The 21,217-nt window shown below is 55.3% G+C and carries 19 protein-coding genes; 12 read left to right on the forward strand and 7 right to left on the reverse strand.

Annotated elements, in window-relative coordinates; all coding sequences use genetic code 11:
- Nucleotides 1-27: 27 nt before the first annotated feature.
- The 9 genes from TALK_RS20040 (at nt 28) to TALK_RS20080 (ending at nt 10,529) form a co-directional block, all read left to right on the forward strand.
- Nucleotides 28-1,431 (forward strand): FliH/SctL family protein, encoded by a 1,404-nt coding sequence (locus TALK_RS20040; RefSeq protein WP_085620943.1) that lies wholly within the window; start codon nt 28-30, stop codon nt 1,429-1,431.
- 138 nt (nt 1,432-1,569) lie between these two features.
- Nucleotides 1,570-1,824 (forward strand): flagellar motor switch protein FliN, encoded by a 255-nt coding sequence (gene fliN, locus TALK_RS20045; protein ID WP_417811686.1) that lies wholly within the window; start codon nt 1,570-1,572, stop codon nt 1,822-1,824.
- 23 nt (nt 1,825-1,847) lie between these two features.
- Nucleotides 1,848-2,642, forward strand: coding sequence for a motility protein A (locus tag TALK_RS20050; protein WP_085620945.1), 795 nt, complete (start codon nt 1,848-1,850; stop codon nt 2,640-2,642).
- A 76-nt stretch (nt 2,643-2,718) separates the two neighbouring features.
- A complete protein-coding gene (locus TALK_RS20055; RefSeq protein WP_085620946.1) occupies nt 2,719-4,341 on the forward strand; it encodes a sigma-54-dependent transcriptional regulator in 1,623 nt (540 codons plus the stop codon).
- A gap of 89 nt (nt 4,342-4,430) precedes the next feature.
- Entirely contained in the window at nt 4,431-6,587 is a 2,157-nt protein-coding gene (gene flhA, locus TALK_RS20060; protein WP_085620947.1) for a flagellar biosynthesis protein FlhA, read from the forward strand.
- A gap of 24 nt (nt 6,588-6,611) precedes the next feature.
- Nucleotides 6,612-7,598: a flagellar biosynthesis protein FlhF gene (locus TALK_RS20065; RefSeq protein WP_085620948.1), complete on the forward strand. Its 987-nt coding sequence runs from the start codon at nt 6,612-6,614 to the stop codon at nt 7,596-7,598.
- On the forward strand, nt 7,595-8,383 hold the full coding sequence (locus TALK_RS20070) for a MinD/ParA family protein (RefSeq protein WP_085620949.1): 789 nt from the start codon (nt 7,595-7,597) through the stop codon (nt 8,381-8,383). Before TALK_RS20065 ends, TALK_RS20070 begins: the two co-directional genes overlap by 4 nt.
- 4 nt (nt 8,384-8,387) lie before the next feature.
- Nucleotides 8,388-10,013 carry a hypothetical protein gene (locus TALK_RS20075; RefSeq protein WP_085620950.1) on the forward strand — a complete coding sequence of 542 codons (1,626 nt, stop codon included), beginning with the start codon at nt 8,388-8,390 and terminating at the stop codon, nt 10,011-10,013.
- 114 nt (nt 10,014-10,127) lie between these two features.
- Nucleotides 10,128-10,529 carry a hypothetical protein gene (locus TALK_RS20080; protein ID WP_085620951.1) on the forward strand — a complete coding sequence of 134 codons (402 nt, stop codon included), beginning with the start codon at nt 10,128-10,130 and terminating at the stop codon, nt 10,527-10,529.
- On the opposite strand, the gene TALK_RS20085 is transcribed toward TALK_RS20080, so the two are convergent.
- From TALK_RS20085 to TALK_RS20100, 4 genes are all read right to left on the reverse strand, one after another.
- Nucleotides 10,530-11,084, reverse strand: coding sequence for a 2OG-Fe(II) oxygenase (locus TALK_RS20085; RefSeq protein ID WP_085620952.1), 555 nt, complete (start codon nt 11,082-11,084; stop codon nt 10,530-10,532).
- 136 nt (nt 11,085-11,220) lie between these two features.
- On the reverse strand, nt 11,221-11,913 hold the full coding sequence (locus TALK_RS20090) for an ATP-binding cassette domain-containing protein (protein ID WP_211274860.1): 693 nt from the start codon (nt 11,911-11,913) through the stop codon (nt 11,221-11,223).
- A gap of 8 nt (nt 11,914-11,921) precedes the next feature.
- Nucleotides 11,922-13,607, reverse strand: a complete 1,686-nt coding sequence (locus TALK_RS20095; RefSeq protein WP_085620954.1) for an ABC transporter permease — start codon at nt 13,605-13,607, stop codon at nt 11,922-11,924.
- Nucleotides 13,608-13,613: 6 nt separating this feature from the next.
- Nucleotides 13,614-14,843 carry an ABC transporter substrate-binding protein gene (locus TALK_RS20100; protein ID WP_085620955.1) on the reverse strand — a complete coding sequence of 410 codons (1,230 nt, stop codon included), beginning with the start codon at nt 14,841-14,843 and terminating at the stop codon, nt 13,614-13,616.
- A gap of 290 nt (nt 14,844-15,133) precedes the next feature.
- Here TALK_RS20100 and TALK_RS20105 point away from each other — a divergent pair, with 290 nt between their 5' ends.
- Together TALK_RS20105 and TALK_RS20110 are read left to right on the forward strand one after the other, a co-directional pair.
- Nucleotides 15,134-15,871 carry a TerC family protein gene (locus tag TALK_RS20105; protein WP_085620956.1) on the forward strand — a complete coding sequence of 246 codons (738 nt, stop codon included), beginning with the start codon at nt 15,134-15,136 and terminating at the stop codon, nt 15,869-15,871.
- Nucleotides 15,868-16,365, forward strand: a complete 498-nt coding sequence (locus TALK_RS20110) for a YbaK/EbsC family protein (RefSeq protein WP_085620957.1) — start codon at nt 15,868-15,870, stop codon at nt 16,363-16,365. The genes TALK_RS20105 and TALK_RS20110 overlap by 4 nt, the downstream gene beginning before the upstream one ends.
- A 91-nt stretch (nt 16,366-16,456) precedes the next feature.
- Here the strand turns inward: TALK_RS20110 and TALK_RS20115 are convergent, their stop codons facing one another.
- The gene (locus TALK_RS20115) at nt 16,457-16,885 is read right to left on the reverse strand and encodes a flagellar export protein FliJ (protein ID WP_085620958.1); all 429 of its coding nucleotides are present in this window, start codon (nt 16,883-16,885) and stop codon (nt 16,457-16,459) included.
- A 61-nt stretch (nt 16,886-16,946) separates the two neighbouring features.
- A complete protein-coding gene (fliI, locus tag TALK_RS20120) occupies nt 16,947-18,455 on the reverse strand; it encodes a flagellar protein export ATPase FliI (RefSeq protein ID WP_085620959.1) in 1,509 nt (502 codons plus the stop codon).
- A gap of 404 nt (nt 18,456-18,859) precedes the next feature.
- On the opposite strand from fliI, the gene ctrA reads away from it, so the two are divergent.
- A complete protein-coding gene (gene ctrA / locus TALK_RS20125; RefSeq protein ID WP_085620984.1) occupies nt 18,860-19,555 on the forward strand; it encodes a response regulator transcription factor CtrA in 696 nt (231 codons plus the stop codon).
- A 133-nt stretch (nt 19,556-19,688) separates the two neighbouring features.
- Here ctrA and TALK_RS22405 read toward each other — a convergent pair whose 3' ends face one another.
- Nucleotides 19,689-21,215, reverse strand: a complete 1,527-nt coding sequence (locus TALK_RS22405) for a CheR family methyltransferase (RefSeq protein ID WP_085620960.1) — start codon at nt 21,213-21,215, stop codon at nt 19,689-19,691.
- Between the last annotated feature and the right edge of the window lie 2 nt (nt 21,216-21,217).

Genomic DNA, 21,217 nt, shown 5'->3' on the forward strand with positions numbered 1-21,217 from the left:
TACCCTTATCGAAAGGATGGCGACACAGTGTCGCCTGCCTGTTTGTCGCACAATCCAAACCAGCGGTTCGATATGACGGCCATTGAAAAGTTCAAATTTTCGCTCAGTTTCGATAATGAGGATAACGTCATTCGCTCGTCAGGCGATGACGACGAACATTATTCACTGACGAAAAAGAAGAAAAAAAAGGAAGACGAAGCACCGCCCCCGCCGCCCCCGGTCTATACTGAGGAACAGGCTGCCCAAATGATTGCCGAAGCAGAAGCCACAGCGCGTGAAATCGCGCAGGCAGAAGGATTGGCACAGGGGATAGAACAGGGCCGTGCCGAAATTCTTGCGTCACTCGAACAAGCCATGAAGGATGCCACCGAGAAATTGGCCGAAAAACTGGCCGAAATTGATGAGCATCAGAAACGCGCCAATGCCCGCATCAACGAAGATGCCATTAATGTTTCGCTTGGCATCATGCGCAAAATCGCACCGGCTTGGTCACAACAGTATCAACTGACCGAAATCGAAAGCATTGTTCGTCAATGCCTTGCCAATCTGTTTGATGTCCCAAAGGTTATTGTCAAAGTACATCCCGATATCGAAACCATGCTGTCGGAAACGGTTGAAAAACTTGCCGTGTCACGCGGTTTTTCGGGCAAGGTTGCTGTTATCAGCGAAATCGATATTGCACTTGGCGATTGCCACGTATCCTGGGGCGATGGAACGGCCGTTCGCAATACCAAACGCGTTTGGGCTGAAATCAACGACATTGTCGAACGCGCCCTTGAGGCGCACGCCGATGAACACAGCTTACCCGAATCCGACATGGGTGATCCTGTTATTCAGGAAACCACACACAACGATTTGCCACCTGCGGCATCCCCTGCTCCGACGATGACACCCGCCGAAGAAACCCCGGCAGAAAGCCCGTCATCCCCGGAACCGCTGGTGCAGGAACCTAAAATCGCGGAACAGGCAAGACAGTCAGCACCATCAACAGAAACCGTTGCACAAGATATCCAGCCAGATATGGCGACCGATGCAACCAAACCCGATGCACAAGCAGGCGAACAGAACTCTTCACCGTCTGAAAGACCGACAGGCCCGAAAGCAGAATCCGAAGCAATATCGTTGTCCCCCGACGCAGAAACACCTGAAACCGCATCGGGAACACCGCCGCAAACGGATATGAACACGGGTATCGCGGGTGATGATAGTGATGCCCTAGCCAGTGAGAGTACAAACACTTCACAACCGGCCCCCGAAATACCGCCTTTGGCCAAAGAAGAAGGCCATGGTACAGAACAGGTTAATATGCAAACATCCCCCCAAGATGATGCGTTGCACAGTGAAATCGGCACAAAAGGCAAAAACGACCCGCCGCAACAGGATGGGGATCCTCGGCAGGCAAATCAAAAGCCCGATACGACCGATATGTAACGCGGAACGCTGAAGGATCAGGAGACGAATATGGCAGATGATGAAGACCTTGAGCTCTCGGACCTCGACAATGACGATATCGAGCTAGAGGGCGAAGGCACCGAACTTCTGGCTGCCGCCGAAATCGGCGGCGAAGGCATGAAAACTTCAAAAGACCTGGAAGCGGTATACGATATTCCCGTCCAGGTTTCTGCAGTTTTGGGAAAAGCAACCATGCAGGTAAGCCAGTTGCTAAAACTGGGCCGTGGTGCTGTTGTTGAGCTTGACCGCAAGGTTGGGGAAGCTATTGATATTTATGTGAACAACCGTTTGGTCGCACGTGGCGAAGTGGTGGTTGTTGAAGACCGTCTCGGGGTAACCATGACGGAAATCATCAAGTCCGAGAAAAACTAGTCTTTTTAAGAGGATAAGCGAGAATGGCCGACGGGGGGACTAAAACGTCGTTTGATATTGCGACGGTAGCAGGGCTGATTATCGGCTTTGCGCTTGTTATTGCGGCGATCATATTTGGGGGATCGCCCGGGGCATTTATCGATATTCCATCCGTTTTGATCGTGATTGGGGGCACTGCGGCAATTACCGCGGTCAGTTTTGCCCTTGGCGAGTTTCTGGGCGCAGGCAAGGTTTTGATGCGGACGATTTTCTATAAATCGCGCAACCCCGCCGATGCTGCCCTACAGATTCTGCAACTGGCTGAAATCGCCCGCAAAGGTGGCGTTTTGTCCCTTCAGGGGCACCTCGACAGCTTGCAAAGCGAAGAATATCTATGGAAGGGTCTGTCGCTGGTCGTTGACGGAACACCTGCCGAAGAAGTTGAGGCCATCATGCGCAAGGACATGAATGCCACGATTGGCCGCCACCAAAAAGGGGCAAACATCATGAAAAAGGCCGGTGACGTTGCCCCGGCCATGGGCCTGATCGGGACACTGATCGGTCTGGTACAGATGCTTGGCAACTTGGACGATCCGTCCTCGATCGGTCCGTCGATGGCCGTTGCCCTTCTAACCACTTTCTATGGTGCGGTTTTGGCCAACATGGTGTTCATGCCTTTGGCGGGTAAACTTGAACGCAACTCGGGCGAAGAAGAACTTTTGAATTCGGTTTACATGGTGGGGGCTGTCTCCATCGGGCGACAGGAAAATCCCCGTCGTTTGGAAATGCTGATCAATTCGATCCTGCCGCCGTCAAAACGCGTAAGCTATTTCGATTGATCGGTCCTTTGGCCTGTACAGGCGTAATCCGCCATCGGGAATTACCATCGGTAACTAAGCGGAAAGAGATGAGACTATGCAGGTATTGATCGTTGGTGGACTGGGCGGTCAGATCGGCGCAGCCAGCAAGATCGCAATGGCACGTGGCGCAACGGTTCAGTTGGCTGAAAGCGTTACAACGTCGCTGAACATCCTGCGCGCGGGCAATCGTATTGACCTTGTCATGGCCGACATCACCCTTGATGTCGCCGCCCTGATCGAGGCCATGCATCGTGAACGCATCAATGTTCCGGTCGTGGCATGCGGCATTGGCAACGATGTCAACGGTGCGGTCAATGCGATCAAAGCCGGTGCACAGGAATTCATTCCCCTGCCGCCCGAAGCAGACCTGATTGCCGCAATCCTTGAAGCCGTCACCGAAGAAAGCCACGCACTGATCCATCGCGATGCCCGCATGGCCGAAACGCTGCGTCTTGCAGAACAGGTCGCCAAAAGCAACGCCACGATCCTGATCACCGGCGAAAGCGGTACAGGCAAGGAAATTGTCAGCCGGTTCGTCCACCGCAAGTCCAAGCGTGCAGACAAACCGTTTGTTGCCGTAAACTGTGCTGCGATCCCCGAAAACCTTATGGAATCGGAACTGTTCGGCCACGAAAAAGGTGCCTTTACCGGTGCCCAGGCACGGCGTATCGGCAAATTCGAAGAAGCCAACCACGGCACGCTTTTGCTTGATGAAATCAGCGAAATGGATGTCCGCCTGCAGGCAAAGCTGCTGCGCGCCATTCAGGAAAAGGAAATTGATCGTCTGGGCGGCAAAAGCCCGGTCAAGATCGATGTCCGCATTCTGGCAACCTCGAACCGCAATCTTGAGGCCGAGGTCAATGCCGGTAATTTCCGCGAGGATTTGTATTTCCGCCTGAACGTTGTCAATCTTGATATTCCAAGCTTGCGTGAACGCCCGGATGACATCCCGATACTGGCCGAATTCTTTGTCAAAAAATATTCCGATGCCAATGATGTACCGGTGCGCCCGATCAGCCCGCTTGCGATCACGCGCCTGCGCAGCCATCACTGGCGCGGCAATGTCCGCGAACTTGAAAACACCATGCACCGTGCGGTTCTGATTGCCGGGCCGACCGAAATCGGCCCCGAAGCCATCATGCTGTCCGGGGCTGGCAGCAGCGAACCCGGCTGGCAATCTGCCCCGCCGCCCGCCGCAGCGCCCGCACCGGTATATGCACCGGCTGCGGAACCAATGGCGCCCGGAACAACGGCCCCGGCAGAACCGGCTTCCCATACGCCAAATGCCCCGTCACGGGCAAGTTCGGCCTATGCCAACGCCAATGCGGCCTATGGTGGTGCGACCTATCGCCCGGCGAACCCAACACCACAAACACCTTCGCCAACGGACGACAACAATCACTATCCTGCCCCCTGCCCGGCAGAACCGGTCGATTACGATGCGCCAGGCCATGACGAAAATATCGCCCCGGACGGTTCGGTAACGGCGGCCCTTGTCGGGCGCACGGTTGCCGATGTTGAACGCGACCTGATTATTGATACGTTAAAGCATTGCTTTGGCAACCGAACCCATGCCGCAAATATTCTGGGGATTTCGATCCGCACACTGCGCAACAAGCTGCGTCAATATACCGACGAAGGCCGCGCCGTTCCTCAGCCCGGCAACGTGCAGGACTGACCCATTACAAAAACGACCGGAGCGCCCCCATATCAAAACAAGGGAAGCGTTCCCGAACCGAGCAAACATTAAGGTAATCAACAGGCATTATGGCCGAAGGTCGAGACATCACACCGGCAGGATCTGACGAACCGGACGCATCCGGCGGCACAGGCGGCCTGAATATGGCCGGTGTACAGGCACGCTTCCGCTCGGCCATGAAGCGTGGCGATATTTTCATGGCCCTGGGTTTCATTCTGATCCTTGCGGTCATGATGTTCCCGATGCCGCCTTGGCTCCTTGATTTCCTTTTGGCATTGTCGATCAGCTTTTCGGTGCTGATCCTGATGACATCCCTGTTCATCCAAAAGCCGCTTGAATTCAACTCTTTCCCGATGATCCTGCTGGTGGCAACGTCACTTAGGCTGGCGCTTAATATCGCAACCACGCGATTGATTCTGGGCCACGGGCACGAAGGCACACATGCCGCCGGTGCGGTGATCGAGGCCTTTGGCAGTTTCCTGATTTCGGGCAATTTCGTGATCGGGATCATTGTTTTTGCCATCCTTGTCATCATCAACTTTGTCGTGATCACCAAGGGCTCCGGGCGTATCGCCGAGGTCGCGGCCCGTTTCACCCTTGATGCCATGCCCGGTAAACAGATGGCGATCGATGCCGATCTGTCGTCGGGTCTGGTCAACGAAGAACAAGCCAAAGCGCGACGCAAGGAACTTGAAGACGAAAGTTCGTTTTTCGGTTCCATGGATGGTGCATCGAAATTCGTGCGGGGCGATGCCGTCGCCGGTATTCTGATCACCTTCATCAACGTGATCGGCGGCATCATCATCGGCACGGCCCAAATGGGCCTGTCATTGGGTGAAGCGACCGAAACCTATACTATCCTGACCGTCGGTGACGGTTTGGTATCCCAGATCCCCGCCTTGATCGTTTCAACTGCGGCTGGCCTTCTGGTCACCAAGGGCGGTCTTGAAGGTGCCACCGAAAAGGCCGTTTTCGGACAGGTCAGCAACTATCCCGCAGCACTGGGTGTTGCGGCGGCGATGATGGCCGGTATGTCGCTTTTGCCAGGTATTCCGATGATCTGGTTCATGGGCCTGGCGATCGTACTGGGCTATCTGGCCTGGCATCTTGGCCGAAAACAAAATGAGGCTGCCGCCAATGCTGTGACCGAAGAAGCCAACAGCGCCGCCGAGGCCGCCGGACCGCCGCCCGAAGAACCCATATCCAATGCCTTGCGCATGGATTATGTCCGGCTTGAACTTGGCTATGGCCTGTTATCGCTGATCAGCACCGAACGCGGTCAGAAACTGACTGATCAGATCAAGGCGCTTAGACGGCAATTGGCATCTGACATGGGCTTTGTCATGCCCAGTGTCCGTATTCAGGACAATATGCAGCTCCCGGCGAATACCTATGTCTTGCGCGTCAAAGAGATCGAGGCTGGTCGCGGTGATCTGCGTCCCAATATGCTGCTGGTGATGGACCCGCGCGGCGAAGAAATCACCTTGGCCGGTGAAAAAACCATGGAACCAACCTTTAACCTGCCGGCCATGTGGATCGAACAGGGCATGAAGGAAGAAGCCATGTTCCGTGGCTATACCGTTGTCGATCCACAAACCGTGATCACCACCCATATTACCGAGGTGATCAAGGATCATATGCCCGAACTGCTGTCCTATGCCGAAACCCAGAAACTTCTGGACGAGTTGGACGACGATCAGAAAAAACTGGTCGAAGATATCGTCCCCGGTCAAGTTTCGGTGGGCGGAGTTCAACGCGTGTTGCAGAATCTTCTGACCGAACGCATATCGATCCGCGACTTGCCAACCATTTTGGAAGGCATCGCCGAATCCACCGCCTTTACCCGTAATCCAACTTTCATGACCGAACATGTCCGGTCGCGTCTGGCGCGCCAATTGTCGGATGTGAATACCAACCATGATGGCGTGATCCCGCTGGTTACCATGTCGCCGCAATGGGAACAGATTTTTGCCGAAAGTCTGGTAGGGTCCGGCGAGGAAAAGCAATTGTCGATCCCGCCAAGCCAGCTTCAGGAATTTATCAACAAGGTCCGCACCACGTTCGAGCGCCTTGGCATGATGGGCGAAAGCCCGGTCTTGTTGACCAGCCCGGGAATCCGGCCCTATGTTCGGTCGATTGTTGAACGGTTCCGCCCGACCACGGTTGTGATGTCGCAAAACGAAATTCACCCCAAGGCCCAACTCAAAACCATGGGGCAGATATGATGACCCGCCACGAAGGGAAAGCGCATGCGCCTTAAGACCTTCACCGCCCCGACCATGACCGAGGCGATGGCACTGGTCAAAGAGCATATGGGACCGGATGCCATCATCGTTTCGACCCAGGACATCCCCGGAACGGGTGTGCGCCTGACCGCGGCCCTTGATCGCGACCCAGACCTTGATATGGCGAGCCCCGAAGAAGGTCCGGCAGGCCATCAGGAACTGCTTGAACATGCAGAAGAAGCCCTGTTGCGCCATAACCTGCCGGAACGGCTGCGACTGCGCCTGTTTGATCTGATGGGCCGCGAAAGCGGTGCCACCAGTGCACAACAACTTCTGGCCACGGCACTGGATGAAATTTTCGATTTCTCGCCACTGCCAGAAAAAAACACGCCCCGTGCGTTGGCCTTTGTTGGCCCGCCCGGCTGCGGCAAAACGCTTGCAGTTGCCAAAACCGCCGCCCGTGCCGTGATGAAAAAACGCAAGGTCGCGGTCCTGACAACCGATTACAAACGGGCTGGCGGCATTGCCCAGCTCGAAGCATTTACCCGTATCCTTCAAATCAATCTGGCGCAGGTTAAAACACCCAAAGAATTTAAAGCCTGCTTTGCCCGTGTAAGGGATGCCGATATGGTTCTGGTCGATACAGCAAGTTGCAATCCCTATGTCGAAGCTGAAATCAAGGCGCTCAGCGAATTTATGTCGGTCGTTCCGTGCGAACCAATACTGGTCAATCCAGCCGGTCTTGACGCCGATGAATGTGCCGATATTGCCAATGCCTTTGCCGATTGTGGCGTTTCTCGCATGGTGATTTCCAGACTGGATGTTGCATCGCGCCTTGGTGGCGCGCTATACGGTGCTGATTCAGGAAATCTTTCCCTTTGCAATGTCAGTATGACGGCACAGGTTGCAGACGGCCTGACGGCTATAAGTCCCGTCGCCCTGGCCAAACTCCTGATTCCGTCCCATCGCGCCGAGAACGCGAAACCGAGTTTCTCCGAGGTCGTGAAATGACTGCCAAGTCCGAAGCTGCACCAAAAACCGCACCGCGCGCCAAAGGCCGCAACGTCCTTGCCATCGCATCTGGCAAGGGGGGCGTGGGCAAGACATGGTTTGCCATTACCCTGACCCATTCGCTGGTCCGCGAAGGCAAAAAGGCATTGCTGTTTGATGGCGATCTTGGCCTTGCCAATATCGATATCCAGCTTGGCCTGATGCCCAAGCACGATCTCGGCGGGGTTATTGCCGGGCGGATCGGCCTGCGCGATGCCGTAACCCCGTTCCCCGATGGCGGCTTTGATATCATTGCCGGACGCAGCGGATCAGGCAGTCTTGCCAATCTGTCTGTCACCCGCCTTCAGGCCCTTTCCGACGATCTGATCCAGACCGGCAAAACCTATGACAAGGTTTTGATCGACCTTGGTGCCGGTGTTGATCAGGGCGTGCGCCAGATGACCAGTCTGGCCAACACGGTGATTGTCATCACCAATGGCGATCCGACCTCGTTGACCGATGCCTATGCCTTTATCAAGATCACGCATCTGGCACGCCCCAAAACCGATATCCGGGTCGTGGTCAATATGGCCAAGGACCGCAAGGAAGGCGAAGCAATCTATAACAAGCTTCTCAAAGCCTGCGAGGGCTTCCTGAAAATCAGCCCACCGCTTTTGGGCGTTATCCGGAACGATCCGCGCGTTTCAGAATGCATTCGTTCGCAAACGCCACTTTTGATGCGTCACCCCAATTCTGATGCCGCCCGCGATATGGAGGCCATCACCCAGAAGCTTTTGGAAGAGTAGTGTCATGACGCTTCCGCCACAGGCCATAGCCCCAAGCACCGCCATAAGCGGACAGGGTGGTGCGGCGTCTGGCGGGGCCACAGCCGGTGGCGCGGGGGGCAATCCCCCGGCACAGGTCACCGCCGCCCAGCAGGTTGCGACGGCCATCGCCAAACTTCCGGTCGAAAGCCTGCTTCAGGCATCGGTGCAATCGCGGTCTGGCAATGAATTAACTCTTCTGACCACTCTGGGTCAGGTCAGCATTAAATTACCCACCCCCTTGCCCGCCAACCTGGGGGATCTTTTATGGGTCCGTGTGATGCCACAAGGAACGCCCGGGCAAACCGCACAGGGCGGTAACGACCCTGCCAGCACCCTTCGCCTGCAAGTCCTGCCCCAAACGCTAACACCGGGCGCCACAGGCACTGGTGGCACCGCATCCATTAACAGCAGCCCCTTAATCCCCGGCCAAACCTTTGCCGCCGTCACCACCAGCAATCTGACCTTGCCCAACGGGTCACAACTGCCCGCCGGGAGCCAGACACAAGTGATCTTTGTGGGGCAAGGTGCTGTCAGTGCGGGCAAGGCTGCCCAAATTGCCAATATGGTGCCATCGGCGGGCACTTCACCCGCCATCACAACCGGTGGCACCCTGGCAACCCCACAAACCATCGCCGCAGGCGGCACCGCGACACCGGGCGGCACGACCGCCGCCGGAACATCGACACCACTTGTCTTAACCGGCACCGTCCTGCCCCCCGACAGCCCCGAAGCCCGCATGTTGCCCAATGGCTTTACCGCACTTCGCACCCAGGCTGGTGTCGTCGGCATCAAATTACCCATTCCCGCCCCAGCCGGGGCAACGCTGTCGTTCAGTCTCGATGCCAATGCCGCAGCCGGACGTGGTGCCCAACCGGCCGCCATGACCGAGGCCGAACTGATCGCACGTGGGCAAAACGCCGCCCTGTCACGCGATTGGGGCAGCTTGCAACAGGCGATAACCGCCTTGGGCCAGCACGATCCGGGTGCGGCGGCAGCGCTGATGAACAACATCCCGCAAGCCGGTCCGAAATTGACCGCGACCATGATGTTCTTTTTTGCCGCCATGAACGGTCCGGGTGGTTCGGCGCGCGGTTGGATGGGGGACCGTGCCGGTAACAGCCTGTCGGCACTTGAAGGGCGCGGTGGCTCGGATGTTTTGAAAAAACTTGAAGGTGACTTTGCTGCCCTGCGCGGGATGACCGCCGACGAACGCCCCGATGGCTGGCGCGTCATGCCAATGCCGTTTCAGATGGGGGAACGCATTGAACAGGTGCGTCTGGCCTGGCGCCATGGCGACGATGAAAACGAAAAGGGCGAAAAAGAAGACCCGGGCACCCGTTTTCTGCTTGATCTGTCCTTTACCGAAGTCGGCCACACCCAGCTTGACGGACTGGTCAAAGGCGAAAACAGCAAATTCGATCTGATCGTGCGCACGGAAAACCCGCTGCAATCGGAAAACCGGGATGATATCCGTGGTATCTTCCGCGAAGCATTGCAGATATCGGGCTATCAGGGGCATCTGGTTTTTCAGGATGGCAGCCGCTTTGTCGAAATCGCCCCATCCGCCAATGAATTTGGCCACGGATCACATCACGGGATCGAGGCATAGACCCAATCGCCTGCCCGTTCGCCCCTTGAAATGAACCCTTTTCGATCCCGATCTTCAGACGTAATCTAGGATCATGATCCCAAACACTCCAATGGAATATAGGCGCCCGATCCAATGCTGGAAATTTTTGAACGTCGAAACCTGTTGCTAAGCGAAACCAATCCCGATGCGCAGCTTGACTATGTCGTGACATTGCAAAGCGAACTGACCGGCTGTGAAACCGTTTTTCCGGCCCGCATGACATTACGCTATGTACCGGACCGGCTGATCATTAAACCCGATTGCCTGACGGAATATTTTGCCGAAATCGCCCGTATCTCGTTCGACAATTTCGAAACCGCCGCAGTGCTTCTGATGGAAGATTTCAACAACGAAATCATCCCGCGCTGGATCAATCTGCGCCTTGATAAACAAACAGCTGACAATACCAGCGTCCAGCATCACGAAGCCGCACTGGAAGATCGCCAGCCCAAATGGAACAACACGCGCCTTCTGGACCGGTTGGAACGGTACTGATTACCGGAACGGCGTCCCATGTACCCATTGGGTCAAAGAATACCGAAGGCCCGCTGTCGTTGGCGCAACCCGGTGTAAAACAAAACTTGGAAACAGGATCGCTGTACCGCGTTCCATCGGCGCATCAATGATGTGCCCTCCCGGGTTCAATTGCAACAAACCGCCCTCATACTGATCAGGTTCGGAAAGCTGGATAACCAGGGTCAGTTTACGACGACGCGCAATATCGGATGCACCAACATCGCTGTGCCAGTCATAATGACCCCGCTGATCCCCGCTATAACACGCGATTTGGGCGTCTTCGGCGAATTCAGACAATGAAAAATCAAACACATTGCGATTGGCTTCCGCCACCATATCCGTGATACAGCGCGTCACCACCGGTTCCTGGCTTTCATTAAACCAGGTGATTTTTGATCGGCGAATGTGACTGGCCGACTGGCCCTGAACAAGGCCACCATCATCAAGCTCATCGCCAAAACTGTTAATCAGACGATCACAGGTCGCCTCATCAAGAGCCCCCGGGATAATCGTATACATTTGTTCAGGAAACATTGACGACATTCTCCGATCCCACATGGGTCTTTTGACTTTGTGTCTCAGATCCAAGAAAATTCTTTGCGGTGACGTTGTCTTAGGGCCAAACGCCCCGATTGACCAGTCGGAAAATCAGGCAAGAACGGCGTGTATGCTATGCCAGGCGGACGATCCTGCCACCTGCGGCCGCCCCGTCATCGGGATCATGGGTCACCATCAATGTCGGTAAACCGCGTGCGCGCGCTTGATCAAAAACAAAAGTCCGTATCTGATCACGTAACTCGGCATCCAGCTTTGAAAACGGCTCGTCAAGCAACAGCACACAGGGCTCAGACAACAAAACCCGCATCAATGCTACCCGCGCGCGCTGCCCCCCCGAAAGGGTTGCCGGATCACGATCAGAAAATCCACCAAGCCCCGCACTTTCAAGTGCCGCATCAATGCATCGGCGCCTTGCTGCCCGCCCCCGGATTTCAGGCGGCAAGGCAAATGCCAGATTGCCACCAACCGACAAATGCGGAAACAAAAGGTCATCCTGAAACAAAATACCAACATGGCGATCCTGCGGTGCCAAACCATCCAGCGGTTTGCCCTTTAACATCACCTGCCCGCTGACCTCGAACCCGGCGGGCAATGTGCCGCAGATATGCGCAAGCAGGCTGGATTTCCCCGATCCGCTTGGTCCCATCAAAGTCACAATTTCACCCGGTGCAATGCCAAGGTCAATATCGACCAAAACCCGGCCATCAAGCCGGACGATAATTTGGCGCAATTCAAGCCCGATGTTGCTGACGTTAGTATCTCCATCTGAACCGGCCGCAGTATCGTGATCCGACTTGCTACTCATAGAATTAATCATATCCTGTTTTGAGTTCCCATACCGCGCCGATGACGAAACAGGAATACCGGGATCAAAAGCGACACGGCAAACCCGGCAAAGGGCAGGATCATTTGCAAAATTCCGTAAATCCCGATCATGCGGCGGTCCCCGCCCGATGCCAGTGCAACCGCCTCGGTTGTCACCGTCGCAAACCGCCCCGCCCCGATCAGTAAAGTCGGCAGGTACTGCCCGACACTGACCGCAATCCCAACCGCAAAGGCGGTCAAAACTGCACGTGTCAGCAATGGCAGCCGCACCGACCAGAAAACCCGCATCGGGGATGCGCCAAGACATAATGCCGTTTGGCCATATCGCGGATCAAGGGCACGAAACGGATCGGCCAGTGACAAAAACACATAGGGCAAGACGAAGATCAAATGCGCCACCACCACAGACATCAGGCTGCGTTCCAATCCAAGGCCGGTGAAAAACACCTGAAGCCCGAACATGAAACTGATCTGCGGCATTAAAAGCGGCACATAAATCAACACCAACGCCCCTGCCCCCGGTCGGTAAGACCGGCGAGTTTCATTTTCAAGGCAACCCAGAACCAGACAAATCGCCACCAATACCGACAAACCGGCAATCAGTAACGTTGTCATCAATGCCGCACCCAGCGTGTGATATTCTCGCATCCAAAGGCGCAGGCTGAAGCTACGCGGCAGGAATTCTGGAAACGCCCAATACCCGGCAACACTCCAGACCAGCAAACCGGCAAGTCCCAAAAACACCGCAAGCGCGGAAACGATTGCGGCCCCGGCGGCCAACGTCCGAATTGGATCATCCCCTCGCCCGCGCGCGCCATTCTGCGCCCAACGACAGCCCCAATGCGCCATCAACCGTTCGCCAATAAACCAAATTCCGATGGCAAACAGCACCAACAAAAGCTGTAACACTGCCCCGGCCGAGGCAAGAAAACGATGAGACAAATCCGGATCAGAAAGCCAACCCAAAATCCTAACCGCCAGTGGCGCCGGGGTCGTCGGGCCAAGGATCATCGCCACATCAACCACTGATGTCGAATAGGCCAACACCGCCAAAACCGGCAACCGGATTTGCGGATAAAGGCGCGGCAATACGGTTTTAAGCCACCCCACCACCCGGCCATATCCCAGTGTCAGGGCAATTTTGCGCGTGCGATCCGCATCGGCCTGCGGCAGGGCGGCCAATGTCATCAACAATAAAAACGGGATTTCCTTGACCACCAGCCCCACGATCAGGGCCATCCCCAACGGGTCCTGCAAGGTTACGATATCCGGCGGACGATCCCAACCGCCAAGCGGTGCAATCGCCCGCACAATCCAGCCCGATGGTGCGATCAAAAAGGCAAGCCCAAAGGCCGCCGCCGCATGCGGCACCGACAGGATCGGCGACAACAAGCGTTGCATGACAGAAAAAATGCGCGTGCCCTGCCAAGCGGCACAAAACAGCACAACAACCCCAAGTGAAATCAGCGTCGCGGCAAGACCATTGACCAATGACAGACGCATGGAAATGCCAAGCCCCGGCTGGGCCAGCAAATCCTGCCACGGCCCAACCGAAAACCTATTCCCGCCCAGTGCCGGAAGATAACCAAATGCCGGCAATATCGTCCCGATCAGCCCGGCACAAACCGGGCCGATCATCAGGATAATGGTCAGTGCCGGAACAAACCGCAGCATCAGAGACTATTGCACCACGCCATAGCGTTTCTGCCATTCGGTTTCGACCAATTCCATCCAGCTTGGATGCGGTTCGCCAAGGACTGTCCCGCGATCTGCCGGGGCAAGGGATGCAATGCCAATATCAAGATTGGCAAAGGCCTTTTGCATATCGGCGGGCAATTTATCCATCGCCAGCACCGTATCAGCCCCCCAATATTGCGGGTCCTGCTTGCGCAACTGGGCCTCGGGCGACATCAGGAAATCTGCCAGAACCACCGCCCCGGCCTTGGCCGATGCGTTATAGGGAATGGCAACAAAATTGGTATTGCCAAGGGTACCTTTGTCAAAAACATAGGACCGCACCGTATCGGGCAGTTCCATTGCCTCTATCGCGGATGAGACCTCGCCCGAGCTGAATGAAAATGCGATATCGATTTCATTATCAGCCATCATGGTCCGAAGCGATGCACCATTTTGCGGATAGGCCTGCCCGTCACGCCACAAAAGCGGCTGCAAATCGTCAAGATAGCCCCAAAGTGGTGCCAAAACCTTTTTGGCATCGGCTTCGTCTGCAGGCTGTTGCAGGACTTTGGGATCCGCAACCAATTCGGTCAAAATCTGCTTTAGGAAAGTCGATCCCATATAATTTGGTGGCTGCGGATAGGTAAACCGCCCCGGATGTTTTACCAGCCATTCCAACAATCCCTGTGCCGATTTCGGCACGTCATCAAGGCGCGCACTATCATAATAAAAACTGACCTGCGCCATGCCCCATGGGGCTTCCAACCCCTGCGTCGGAACCGTAAAGTCATTGATAACGGTTGGTTTTCCTTTGACATCGACATAGTCAAAATTCGGTGTTTCTTCGACCCATGGCCCAAACAAAAGGTCATTGCGCTTCATCGCGGCAAAGTTTTCACCATTAATCCAGATCATGTCGACCGCACCGCCATCATTAACCCCGGCGGTCTTTTCAGACAAAACCTTGGCAACCGCATCGCTGGTATCGGACAGTTTTACCTGTTTGACGGTTACCCCGTAACGTTCTTCGACCTGCGCGCCGGCCCAGGCGATGTAATCATTAATGCGCGGCTCCCCGCCCCAAGCATGCCAATAAACGGTTTGCCCGCGCGCCTGTTCAAGAACAGATTGCCAATTGCCGATATCAGGTGCCGGGTCGGCCTTGACTGGCACCGAAACCGTGGCGGTCGCAAGGCCCGTGATAATGCTCAGACCGGCGAAAAAAAGGCGCATATTTGGAAATCCTTATTACTGGGCGGGTTCTGTCACATGCCCGGTTTTCTGCCATTGGCAAAACATTCCCGGGCATAAAGCAGACGCAAATTAATTTTACTGCCATCATTTTTCCAATCTTGGCTGTCTAAAATCAATTCACGCTTGCGTTAGATGGCAAGGGCTTACACCTTATCTGTGCTCTTTGCCGGACAGAGTAAAGCCCCCTGACAGCAACCGAGAAATCAGAATGCTGAAAGAGTGCCCCCAAAAGGTCGAAAAAGCCCCGATAAGGATCAAGGAAACCGATGATGTTTGAATGGGTCACAGATCCGCATATGTGGATGGGTCTTGCCACCCTGACGGCGCTCGAAATCGTGCTGGGGATCGATAATATCGTTTTCCTATCCGTCATCGTTTCCAAACTTCCCGCAAATCAGCAAAAATCCGCAAGACGCATTGGTCTTTTGGGCGCGATGGGAATGCGATTGGTTTTATTGGCCTGCATTGCATGGGTCATGGAACTGACCGCGCCACTATTCGCCGCCTTCGGACAAGAAGTCAGCGGCCGTGACCTGATCCTGATTGTCGGGGGCCTGTTCCTGATTGCCAAGGCATCCAAGGAAATCCACCACACGATTGAAGAACCCGAAAAACACGGGCCGGGCAAAATCATGTCGGGCTTTGCCATGACAATCATACAGATCATGTTGCTCGACATCATATTCTCGCTTGATTCGGTCATTACCGCTGTAGGACTGGTCGATCATCTTTCGATCATGATGATCGCGGTTATCTTATCGGTTCTGGTAATGTTGGTTGCGGCCAAGACGATTGGCGATTTTGTGGAAAAGCATCCGTCGGTCAAAATGCTGGCCCTGTCTTTCCTGATCTTGGTCGGATTTGTCCTGCTACTTGATGGTGTTCAAATCCATGTACCCAAAGGCTACATCTATTTTGCCATGACGTTTAGCCTCGGGGTCGAAACCCTTAATCTGCTGAACAGCAAACGTAAACTCAAAGCCAAATCGCAAGGAGTACGCCCATGAAACAGGTTTCGCCGCCTTCCTGTCTGGAAAATGCGCTTGAAGAATTCGACCTTGGCCATATCCAAGTGTTGGAATTTCCCGATGGCACTCGATCTGCCGCCGATGCCGCCACGGCAATTGGCTGCGATGTTAGCAATATCGGCAAATCTCTGGTCTTTATGACCGAAGGCAACAAACCGGTCCTGATCATCATGAATGGTGCGGATAAGGTCGATGAAACCAAGGTCGCCCATCTGATCGGATTATCAATCCGCAAGGCCGATGCCGCCGAAGTCCGCGAACATACCGGTTACGCGATTGGCGGCGTCCCACCCTTTGGCCATAGCAGCCCGGTCGAAACCCTGGTCGATGAAAAACTTCTGACAAAGGATGTTATCTGGCTGGCGGCGGGCACACCCAAGACCGTTTTTTCCATGACGCCAGATGAATTGCGCAAAGTCACAGGTGCTGGAACGGGCGTAAAAATTGCGGCCACCCCCGCCCCGCAGGACTAGCAGCAAGGCCTATGGCCCCCCGTTTCGGAAAGGCCACAGATCCCGCCGGACAATCCCTGCGTCAGGCCAACCCAGTCACAAAACAGTCCTATCACATCAGGCCGTCATCGCGCGTTGCCTGACGCGCACCGATTTCATCAAGTTCGGCCTGTTCCTTGCGGTCTTCTTCCGCGCGTTCAGCGTCAACCCGATTGCGTTCGGCGATCTCGGCGGTTTTAAGCTCCTTGAACGCATCGGCGACTTCATCAAGGAAGGCATCAATCTGCACTTCCTGATCGGCAATACGTTTGCTCAGGATCTCGCGCTCGGCAATGACCGCATTGGCAAAATGACCATAGGCAAATCCCGCCAGTTCCGGGTTTTCAGACGCAACCTTTTGTTCGGCCAACACCGCCTGTTCCAGCGCGGCCTTTTCGCCCTGCAATGCATCAAGAACACGTTGCAGGTCACCAAGTTCACGGCGTTTTTCATCAAGCGCCCATTTGCGCATGCGGATCAGGGTCTGGAAATTCTTGGCCATGGCAATCAGTTACCTGAATATTTGGCGTATGTGGCGCCGCAGCGTTACCGTGCGCCAGCAGCTATTTATCACGTTTAAGCGCGCGTTTTGCCGCGTTCAGATCATTCCCGCCATTTGTGGCGGAACGACTGTTGACCTGTGGACGGATACGATTTCGTTCCATAACGGTCGCCCCGCCTTGTTGCGGGTTTTGTCCAGCTTGTCCGGGCTGGGCCACACCGGTTGCAACTTCTTGGTTATCCGGCGCCAGATCAAGACGACGCGCCAGATCAGCATAACCATCGGCCAAACGGGTGCATTCGGTTTTGCGCTGTTTAAGAAATTCCTCGATCAGCGGGAAATAATGGATCGCTTCATCGACTTTGGGGTCCGTCCCCTTCCGATACGCGCCCAGCCGGATCAGTTCAGCCATATCTTCATAGGTCGCCAAAAATTGACGTGCCCGTGACACAATCTGGTTTTCGTCATCGGTATTGCAGGCGGGCATGGTACGCGACACACTCCGCAAAATATTAATTGCCGGATAGCGCCCCTGTTCGGCAATCTTTCGATCCAACACAACGTGGCCGTCAAGAATACCCCGCACGGCATCGGAAATCGGTTCGTTATGGTCATCACCGTCAACCAAAACAGTAAACAGACCGGTAATCGATCCCTGCCCCGGCCCGCCCGGCCCCGCGCGTTCCAACAAGCGCGGCAATTCGGCGAATACTGTCGGGGTATAGCCCTTTGAGGCGGGCGGTTCGCCAATCGAAAGGCTGATTTCGCGCTGTGCCATGGCAAAGCGTGTAACGCTATCCATCATGCAAAGCACGTCGCGCCCGGTATCGCGAAAGAATTCTGACAGTGCCATCGTCATATAGGCCGCCTGACGGCGCATCAAGGGTGGCTCGTCCGACGTGGCAACCACAACAACCGACCGGCGCAGGCCTTCTTCGCCAAGGTCGTCTTCGATAAATTCGCGTGCTTCACGGCCACGTTCACCGATCAGGCCAACCACCGATACATCAGATGTGGTATGGCGCGTCATCATCGACAGCAAACTGGATTTGCCAACACCAGACCCGGCAAAAATGCCCATACGTTGCCCCCGGCAACAGGTCAGGAAAGTATTCATCGCCCGCACGCCCAAATCGATCTTTCCGGCAACGCGCTGACGTGAATGGGCCGACGGCGGGGCCGTGCGAACTGGATAGGCAGCTGGTCCTTCGGTCAGCGGGCCTTTGCCATCCACCGGCTGACCAAATGCATTGACCACACGCCCCAACCAGCTTTCATCGGGATAGACTTGCGGTTGGGTGTCGGATAATTCGACCTCGCAACCGATCCCGACCCCGTCAAGCATGCCAAACGGCATCAAAAGCGCACGTTCATTCCGAAATCCGACGACCTCACAAATAATCGCCACCCCATCGCGGCGTTTTACATTGCATCGATCACCGACCGACAACGCCCCCTCGACCCCGCCAATTTCAACCAGAAGGCCAAGAACGGCCGTCACCCGACCGACAACTCGGTAATCGGGGATGCGACGAAGTTCGGCGACGATGTTGCGGCCAAGCTGAAACACGAAGTGATGCTTTTCTATCTGATGAAACGATGGCGGTTACGATGCGGAATTTTATTGCCATGCTCCCTCGTAAGGGTGGCAAATTTGCCCGCGTCGTACCAGATATAAGTGGCATAGACGGTGTTAAAAACCCGTATATGCCAAAATGACATAAAAAATTCGGTATCAACGTGCTAGGTCGTTAACGGTGCAAGCCGTTGGGAAACTTCACATTCCGAGCCTGAGTCCCTTGTGACAGTGAAAAAAGTTAACAAGATGCGACTCGGCTGCTTGCCACGAGTCGCAAAGCAACGTATCGTTAACGGAATGAGATGAAATCTCGTGCGGCAATCGTTGGGGCGCTTGTCGGAATTAGCCGGATCAACACGGTTTTTTTTTTGCGGAACACGGTAACGGAGCGGAACATGCGGGTGCTGCTTGTTGAAGACGACAATGCCACTGCTGACAGCATCGAATTGATGCTGAAATCAGAGGGTATGGTTATCGACACCACTGATCTTGGGGAGGATGGCCTCGAGATCGGTAAACTTTATGATTACGATATTATTCTGCTGGACCTTATGCTGCCAGACATTGATGGCTACGAGGTCCTCAGACGTTTGCGCGACGCACGCGTTGAAACCCCGGTCCTTATCCTGTCGGGGCTGACCGAAACCGAAGACAAGGTCAAAGGCCTTGGTTTCGGTGCGGATGATTACCTGACCAAGCCGTTTGACAAGGTCGAATTGCTGGCGCGTATTCAGGCGATCGTTCGCCGATCACGCGGTCATGCACAATCAATGATTTCGACCGGCAAGCTCAATGTCAATCTTGATGCACGCACCGTCGATGTCGATGGATCGCCGCTGCATCTGACTGGCAAAGAATATGGCATCCTTGAATTACTGTCGCTGCGCAAAGGTACGACACTGACCAAGGAAATGTTCCTGAACCATCTCTATGGCGGGATGGACGAGCCGGAACTCAAGATAATCGACGTTTTCGTGTGCAAATTGCGCAAGAAAATTCAGTCATCGACCAAGGGTGACAATTACATCCATACGGTCTGGGGCCGGGGCTATGTCCTTCGCGACCCGGATGTCAACAGCGCAGCAGCCTGATCGCAAGCTTCCTGATCACGGCACGTCGATAGCGCCCAAAACAAAAACGCCCCGGCTGTCCACCGGGGCGTTTTGCTTTTGTAACCATACGATTAATTTCGGCCTCGGATGATCAAGCCATCCATCGCAACGATTATTTCTTGTCTTCGGGTTTGCCAAAACGCGAACGGTCAAATGTCGTAGATGGGCGCGTTGTCCCCGTACTTCCCGTTCCCGTACTACCCGTTCCGGTTGATGGGCGCGCGGGCGGCGTGCTGCCCGTCCCGGTCGATGGGCGCGCGGGCGGCGTGCTGCCCGTCCCGGTCGATGGGCGCACGGGCGGCGTGCTGCCTGTTCCGGTTGATCCGGTTGTCCCAAGCGGCCTGCGATAGGTTGACCCCGTTGTGCCGGTCGTGCCGGAACCAGCCGATCCAGTCCCAATCGTTGACGGACGGCTATAGGTACTGCCTGTTGTTCCTGTACCGGTCGTCCCGGGGCGCGTTGTGCCCGTGGTCCCCGTTGTGCCAGGGCGTGTCGTTCCAGTTGTCCCGGCTATCCCAGGGCGCGCCGTTGTGCCCGTGGCTCCCGGTCGCGCAGCAGCACCCGTTGTCCCGGCCAGCCCAGGACGCGCCGTCGTACCGGCTACACCGGTTGTTCCGGTCGTCGGACGGGCCGTTGTCCCCGTCGAAAGCCCCGGTCGCGCCGGTGTCGCACCAGTTCCAGCCGTACCGGCCGCATTTTGCATATGCTTTGGCTTGGCAAAGGTAAATCCACCCGTCGCTGCACCACCGGCCGCTGCGCCCGCTGCCGCCGCAGCTGCACCCGCCTGAATTTTTTCCAGTGCCGAAACATCGACTTCGGGCGCACCAGGGCGATTAAGCTGATAGATACCGCGCTGACGTGCCAGCGGTTTGAACTTGTCCGAAATACCCAGAACCGTTTCCGCACCGCCAAGGAACAAGAACCCGTCATCGGGCATCAATCCGGCGGCACGTGCCAGCACATCCGATTTGGTCGGTTGATCAAAATAAATCAGCACATTACGGCAATAAACGATATCAAACTGGCCCAGCGACTTGAAGTCTTCCAGCAGGTTGAATTCCTTGTACTGGACCTTCGATCTGATCTCCTGTGAGATCTGCCACTGGTCTTCCTTCTTCTGGAAATATTTCACCAGAAGCTGAATCGGAAGGCCCCTTTGGACTTCAAACTGTGAATACAGGCCCGCACGCGCCTTGGTCAGGATCTCACGCGAAATATCGGTTCCGATAATATCAACGCGCCAGCCCGCAAGCTGCGACTTGAACTCGTCCAAAATCATCGCCAGTGAATAGGGCTCTTGCCCCGAAGACGCCGCCGCACACCAGATGCGCAATTGGCGTTTCGATGCCCGCTCCTTGATCATGTGCGGCAAAACAACATGGCGGAATTGATCAAACGGTTTGGTATCGCGGAAGAAGAAGCTTTCATTGGTCGTCATCGCATCGACGACTTCCTCGACAAGCACCCGGTCACCGCCACGCATGGCACCAATAAGTTCAGTCAGGTCTTTAAGCCCGCGCTTACGCGCAATCGGCATCAGCCGGCTTTCGAGCAGATAAGTCTTATCCTGACTCAAAACGAGCCCGGATTTCGACTTTATCAGTCTGCTAACGAAATCGAAGTCTTCCGGCTTCATCATCT

The sequence above is a fragment of the Thalassospira alkalitolerans genome (genome assembly GCF_002115745.1).
GTDB classification, from domain to species: domain Bacteria; phylum Pseudomonadota; class Alphaproteobacteria; order Rhodospirillales; family Thalassospiraceae; genus Thalassospira; species Thalassospira alkalitolerans.